Below are 6,680 nucleotides of genomic sequence, written 5' to 3' on the forward strand. Positions count from 1 at the left end.
TTAAATACTATATTGTTATTGAGTATTAGCTTTTTAGGTGCTTCGGTACGTTTTGAAACTAAAATACATAAGCTTATTCAGGATTCTGTTGAAATAATTGTATCACAGGAGGTTGCCGAATTAATGAAATCATCTGGTTATGAAATGATTTCCGGAGCTTTATATATTCGGGGGAAAACATTTCAGTTTCATTATGGTAAGCTAAGTAATGGTAAAAAACCGGATACTAATACATTGTTTGAAATAGGATCTATTACAAAAACTTATACAGGTTTATTATTGTCTCAGGCAGTTTATGATAAGAAAGTTAATCTGGATGAAGATATCAGAACTTATATTGAAGGTTCGTATCCTAATTTGATTATGAGCAATGGAGAGCCAATAACACTGCGACACCTTATTACTCATACATCAGGACTTCCTATGAATATTAATTGTATAGGCTTTGGACAGAAAATTGAAGAACAGTTATCCTGTTTTAAATCTTTTTCAAGCATAGCTTTTTTTCAGGCTCTGAAGGAGATAAAACTCAAGGATAACTCACATGAGAAGTACAATTATTCTAATGCAGGTGTCCAGTTAGTTGGATATATTCTGGAAAACACATACAAGCTTCCATACAAAGCATTATTAGAAAAATACATTTTCTCCAGATCAGATGAACAGGAAACCTATTTTACGATAGAGAAGGTTTTGGAAAAAAGATTATCTATCGGTAAAAATAGCGAGAAGAAGTTGATGCCATTAATAAACAATGGGTATCAATATGCAGGTGGTTTGAAATCTTCCACCAGTTCTATGCTTAACTATATCAGAATGTATTTAGAAAACGATGATCCGGTAATTATTCAATCTATGAATCTACTGAAAGGAAATATGCAGAATGGGAGAGCTTATGCATGGAATACATATAACTATAATCAGGATTACAAAATGCTATACCATAGTGGAGGAACATTAGGGCACTCCTCATGGATTGCCCTTTATCCAAATCAAAAGACAGGGTTATTTATGGTAACTAATATTTATACAAACGATTCACAGCGTGATCTTAATGAACTATCAAATAAGATTATTGACAGACTTAAGAAATTGAAAAAAGATTAAATTAATAGGTTTTCAAGACAATGATACCATGTTGAGGTATTTTGAAAGTTTGCTGTTCAACGTATTTCCCCAGATTTTTGTGAAGCCATAAATCTCTGATTTTCGTATTTTGATTTAATCCCAGTTTGGAAGCGCTTAAAGTGTAATTAATTTCCTGGTCGCCACGATTCATAATCGCTATTGCTCTTTGGCCTTTAGCCAGCATCTTCTGCCAAACTTCTATATTTCCGTCAGTGATAATGTTTTGGGCTTGTTTGAAAGCTGTGTCCTGATTCAGTGCAATAATTTCTTTGTTGGTAAGAATTTCGATAGTAGCTTTGGACATCGACCGAAGGTCATTGCCTGCTAGCAATGGCGAATTCAATAAAGCCCACATGGAAAAATGTGTTTTGTCTTCATCATAACTCATCCCTCGTCCTACCTGAAGCATATCCATATCATTATAATGTCCTGCAGAAGCGTAAGGATAGAGATTTTTATTAAGATCTATAATATGCAGAATGGAGGAAAACTTTGCGCTAATATCTCCTGAAACTCTCCATGAATCAGCAATTTTAATAGCCCATTCTCCCGGAAACTGCCAACGGCAAACGTTGAAAACAATATCAGGATCGATAGACTTTACTTTATTAATGATCTTGGTGTATTCTTCTTGTTCATTTAGTTTCATTTGCTCACCACCGCACCAATCGACTTTTATAAAATCATATTTCCATTCTTTGAAGAACAAGTCAGCATCCCGATCCAAATGACCATATAAGCCTACACCAAAACCTTGTTTGTCATTATCCCAGATTGAGCCACAAGTATTTTTTCCGGCATCTGAGTAAATCCCGGCTTTTAGTCCTTTACTGTGAATATACGCAGCAAGACTCTTCATACCGGACGGGAATTTTTTATTGTCGATAATCAAGTTTCCTTTTTCATCTCTGCCACCAAAATAACCATCATCTATATTGATATATCTGTAGCCTGCCTCATATAATCCAGACGAGACCATGGCGTCAGCTTGCTCTTTAATTAGCTTTTCATTAATATTTATGCGGTAATTATTCCAGCTACTCCATCCCATAACAGGAGGTTTGACTTTTTGAGAAAACAGCAATGTTACAGTAAATAATGCTAAAGAGCAGACTGTTTTTCTGATTTGTGTATTCATGTTAATTAGTTTTTAGTAAAAATAATGATTTTATTATAAATTTAAATATAAACATTTGAAAATAAGAATAATATATATGATATTGTGCAAGTAAAAAATCCTTGTTGGATTTTGTACCACAACAAGGATTATAAATATAAAGGTGAATTTTTTACTTCACCAGTTCTTCAAAGAGTTTATCAAAAGTCTTATCCAGATCTTTACTCTTTCCGGGATGAGGACGAGAGGTCTGAACAACAGCACTCCTTACAGCTGTAAGCCAGCGGAAGCGTTCTGGTATCTCCAATAAAGCAATAGGACCTCCGCTTTTGTCACCCTTAGCAATATTCTGAAAACTGATCAGATTCTGAGTAATATCTTCGTAATCCAGTTTACTGTGCATTAAAGCAAACTTGTCCGGACAGAGATGAAACTCCACACGAATGTATTTTTCTTTCTTGGAGAACATGACCAGTCCGATGTTGAAAAATTCCTCTCTCTCAACCTTTGGCACTAAGCGTATTACTGCGTATTCGTATATTTTATCCTCTTGCATTTTTAGCTTCATTTACAAAGATTTCAGAATTTTCTAGTCGGGTTCTCAGGAACTGGAAGTAAACTTCTCTTATCTCTTCCGGAGTTTCGTCGGCATCATTCCAGTGTAACCAATCTTCAGGGATAAGATTTACAATTTCCCTGAAAATAGCATCGTTCAGTTTTTCTTTAGCAAACTGATCAGCCTCATCCAGCATAGATGCCTGTGGAAGTAAAACGTGATCTTTTACGTATTTAAATGGTGTTTTGGCTGCAGCATCAAAATTCTGCCAGGAGTGGTGAAAATAAAAAGAAGCACCATTGTCTATTATCCATAGCTCCTTATGCCACATCAATAGATTTGTATTTTTAAATGTACGGTCTATATTAGTGATAAATGCATCCAGCCAAACAATTTTGGAAGCCAGAAGCGGATCTGTTTTTATAGTAGAATCATAAGCAATAGCACCTGAAAGAAAATGCAGGCCAAGATTAAGGCCTTCACTAGCCTTTAGAAGATCCTGAATTTCTTCGTCACCCTCACTTCTCCCGAAATCAGCATCCAGATTTACAAATACAAGCTCCGGAATCTTTAATCCCAGTATCTCTGTTATTTTTCCACCCAGTAATTCGGAAATCAGCATCTTTACTCCATGGCCGGCACCACGGAATTTCAGTACATATTTAAAATCATCATCGGCTTCTGCCAGTGCAGGAAGAGAGCCGCCTTCCCGTAGTGGCAGAATATAGCGCATTACGGTAACAGTCCTTATATCTAACATGATACAAAAATAGTTCTTTTTAGTCTACAGTTAATTAATGGTTAATTGTTAATTATTTAGTTCATAACTATTAACTGACAACTGCTAACTAACAACTATTTCCTATCTTTGTTTTATGGATGTAACACAAGACAAAAGGCTCTTTCTTATCGATGCCTACGCAATGATTTTCCGTGGATATTATGCATTAATCAGAAGTCCGAGATTAACAAGCAAGGGGATGAATACCTCTGCAATCTTTGGATTTACCAATTCATTAATAGAGCTTATAAAAAGAGAAAAACCAACACATCTTGCTGTTGTATTTGATGTGGGTGGTAAAACCCTGCGTCATGATGACTTTGAAGAATACAAAGCCAATCGTTCCGAAACACCGGAGGCTATTAAAATAGCAGTTCCGTACATCCATCAGATTCTGGAAGCGATGCATATTCCTATTCTTGGGGTAGAAGGTTATGAAGCCGATGATGTTATAGGTACACTTTCTTATAAAGCAGAGAAAGAAGGCTATAATGTATACATGGTGACACCGGACAAGGATTTTGCCCAGCTTGTAACAGATCATGTGAAAATATACAAGCCCGGAATGAAAGGTGGAGACATCGAAATTCTGGGTGTAGAAGAAGTAAAAGCAAAGTACGATATTCAGGATCCTAAGCAGGTAATTGACTTCCTGGCAATGATGGGGGATAGTGTAGATAATATCCCGGGACTGGAAGGTGTTGGTGAAAAAACAGCTAAAAAGTTCCTGCAGGATTATGGTAGCATAGAAAATCTTTTGGCAAATACAGCTGATCTGAAAGGAAAGCTGAAAGAAAAAGTAGAAGCAAGTGCGGAAAGAGGTATACTCTCCAAAAAATTGGCGACTATTATGATCGATGCTCCAATAGATTTCCATCAGGAGCAATACGATCTGGAAGCACCTGATTTTGAAAAAGTAAAAGAAATATTTGAGGAACTGGAGTTCCGTAGATTATACGAAAATATGTACCGTGCTTTTGCTCCGAAAGGAGAACCGGTACAGGCAACAGCTGAAGAGACTGTGAAGAAAGTTTCACCACAGGCAGAGCAGCTTAATTTATTCTCAAGTTTTGACGAGCTGGATGCAGCAACCTCTTCTAAAAAAGATATTAAAACCAACGACCATTTATATCAGTATGTAGATTCGCCAAAAGCGCTTTCGGTATTGGTGAGAAATCTTTTGGAAAAACCTGCATTAGCCTTCGATACAGAAACTACTTCCTTGAATGAGTTGGAAGCACAGCTAATTGGTGTTTCTTTCTCTTATAAAAAAGGCTTGGCTTATTATATTCCGATGCCGGAAGATAAGCAGGAAGCGCAAGTTCTTTTGGATATTATGCGTCCGGTTTTCGAAAAAGAAGACCAGATAAAAATCGCCCATAATCTAAAGTTTGACTATAAAGTACTTCACCAGCAAGGTGTTGAGGTGAAGGGAAAACTTTTTGATACAATGATAGCTCATTACCTGCTAAGTCCGGACGGACGTCATGGTATGGACTATCTGTCCGAAATGTATCTGGATTATATACCGGTCTCTATTGAAACTTTAATCGGGAAAAAAGGTAAAAAACAAGGCACATTAAGAGATGTGAGCGTAGCTGAACAAACAGCTTATGCAGCAGAAGATGCAGATGTTACTTTCCAGTTATATGAGTTGTTTGCCCCGCAGTTGAAATCCGAAAACCTGGAGAAACTTTTTACCGAGGTGGAAATGCCGTTGGTAAATGTTTTAGCACGTATGGAGCTTGCCGGAGTTTCGTTGGATAAAGATTGGCTGGCGCAGGAAAGTATAGATTTGGAAAGCGACCTTAAGAAATTGGAGCAGGAAATATTTGAACTTTCCGGTGAAGAGTTTAATATGAACTCTCCGCGTCAGTTAGGGGATATTTTGTTTGATAAAATGCAGCTTGATCCAAAGGCAAAGAAAACCAAAACCGGACAATATGCAACTTCTGAAGATATCCTGCAAAAACTGGCTTCTAAGCATGAAATTATTAAACATATATTAGAATACCGTCAGCTGCAAAAACTGAAATCTACCTATGTAGATGCTTTACCTACACAGATTGATGCCTTTGACAACAGAGTACATACCAATTTCTCACAGACTACTGCTGCTACCGGACGTCTAGCAAGCGTTAATCCTAACCTACAGAATATTCCGATCCGTACACTCCGTGGTCAGCAAATTCGTGGTGCTTTCGTTGCCGGAGAAGGGAAAAAGCTGATTTCTGCCGATTATTCTCAGATAGAATTGAGACTAATTGCTGAGATAAGTGGAGAGAATAACATGCTGGAAGCTTTTAATCAGGGAGCAGACATTCATGCTTCTACGGCGGCTAAGCTATTTAAAATCCCAATTGAAGAAGTATCTAAAATACAAAGGAGTCAGGCAAAAACTGTAAATTTCGGAATTATATATGGTCAGGGAGCTTTTGCATTGGCAGAGCAAACCGGACTTTCCCGTTCAGAAGCAAAAGCGATGATTGATGCTTACTATGAGACTTATCCGAGACTCCGTGAGTATATGGACGAGCAGGTGAAGAAAGCACGTGATCTAGGTTATGTAGAAACTATTCTAGGTAGAAAACGACACCTTACCGATATCAACTCCAATAATTTTGTTGTACGTGGGCATGCAGAGCGTAATGCTGTAAACGCACCAATACAGGGAAGTGCTGCTGATATTATAAAACTGGCAATGATCAGAATTGATCAACAGTTGGATGAAAAGAAAATGAATGCCAAAATGCTTCTTCAGGTACATGACGAATTGGTGTTTGAATCTCCGATAAGTGAGATTGAAAAAGCATCAAAGCTTATCAAAACCGAAATGGAAAGCGCATATCCTACAAAAGTGCCGTTGGTGGTAGAAGTTGGAGTTGGAGATAACTGGCTGGAAGCACATTAATCGTAATCCCAATATATAGGGATAATGAGATAGCGTTCCTCCGGAACGCCGAAGGCATTAATAATCATAATCTACAGAGATATGGTTCCTTTAGGAACCATTCTTTATTATAATTATCTTATTATTGATGATAAGAGTTTATTTAAGAGGAAGATAAATAGTAAGTTCCGGAGGAACATTATCTGCG

At 37.2% G+C, this 6,680-nt stretch carries 5 protein-coding genes; 2 read left to right on the plus strand and 3 right to left on the minus strand.

Annotated features, from left to right (window positions below; genetic code table 11):
• Positions 1-18: 18 nt before the first annotated feature.
• Positions 19-1,107: a serine hydrolase domain-containing protein gene (locus tag BAZ10_RS01565; protein ID WP_165689694.1), complete on the plus strand. Its 1,089-nt coding sequence runs from the start codon at positions 19-21 to the stop codon at positions 1,105-1,107.
• Between the two features lies 1 nt (position 1,108).
• Here BAZ10_RS01565 and BAZ10_RS01570 read toward each other — a convergent pair whose 3' ends face one another.
• The 3 genes from BAZ10_RS01570 to BAZ10_RS01580 all read right to left on the minus strand — a co-directional run bounded on the left by BAZ10_RS01570 (position 1,109) and on the right by BAZ10_RS01580 (position 3,561).
• Positions 1,109-2,266, minus strand: coding sequence for a glycoside hydrolase family 27 protein (locus BAZ10_RS01570; RefSeq protein WP_078770526.1), 1,158 nt, complete (start codon positions 2,264-2,266; stop codon positions 1,109-1,111).
• 151 nt (positions 2,267-2,417) lie between these two features.
• Positions 2,418-2,801 carry a DUF3037 domain-containing protein gene (locus tag BAZ10_RS01575; protein ID WP_078720497.1) on the minus strand — a complete coding sequence of 128 codons (384 nt, stop codon included), beginning with the start codon at positions 2,799-2,801 and terminating at the stop codon, positions 2,418-2,420.
• Positions 2,788-3,561 (minus strand): HipA family kinase, encoded by a 774-nt coding sequence (locus BAZ10_RS01580; RefSeq protein WP_078770527.1) that lies wholly within the window; start codon positions 3,559-3,561, stop codon positions 2,788-2,790. Before BAZ10_RS01580 ends, BAZ10_RS01575 begins: the two co-directional genes overlap by 14 nt.
• A 115-nt stretch (positions 3,562-3,676) precedes the next feature.
• On the opposite strand from BAZ10_RS01580, the gene polA reads away from it, so the two are divergent.
• Complete coding sequence (polA, locus tag BAZ10_RS01585; RefSeq protein WP_078770528.1) at positions 3,677-6,493, plus strand: DNA polymerase I; 2,817 nt, start codon at positions 3,677-3,679, stop codon at positions 6,491-6,493.
• Positions 6,494-6,680 lie beyond the last annotated feature (187 nt).

Source organism: Elizabethkingia occulta, assembly GCF_002023715.1.
Lineage (GTDB): Bacteria > Bacteroidota > Bacteroidia > Flavobacteriales > Weeksellaceae > Elizabethkingia > Elizabethkingia occulta.

Bases quoted from the DNA above. Each gene is read 5' to 3' on its own strand.
- BAZ10_RS01575 (WP_078720497.1), bottom strand. From the start codon at position 2,801: ATGCAAGAGGATAAAATATACGAATACGCAGTAATACGCTTAGTGCCA.
- polA (WP_078770528.1), top strand. From the start codon at position 3,677: ATGGATGTAACACAAGACAAAAGGCTCTTTCTTATCGATGCCTACGCA.
- BAZ10_RS01570 (WP_078770526.1), bottom strand. From the start codon at position 2,266: ATGAATACACAAATCAGAAAAACAGTCTGCTCTTTAGCATTATTTACT.
- BAZ10_RS01580 (WP_078770527.1), bottom strand. From the start codon at position 3,561: ATGTTAGATATAAGGACTGTTACCGTAATGCGCTATATTCTGCCACTA.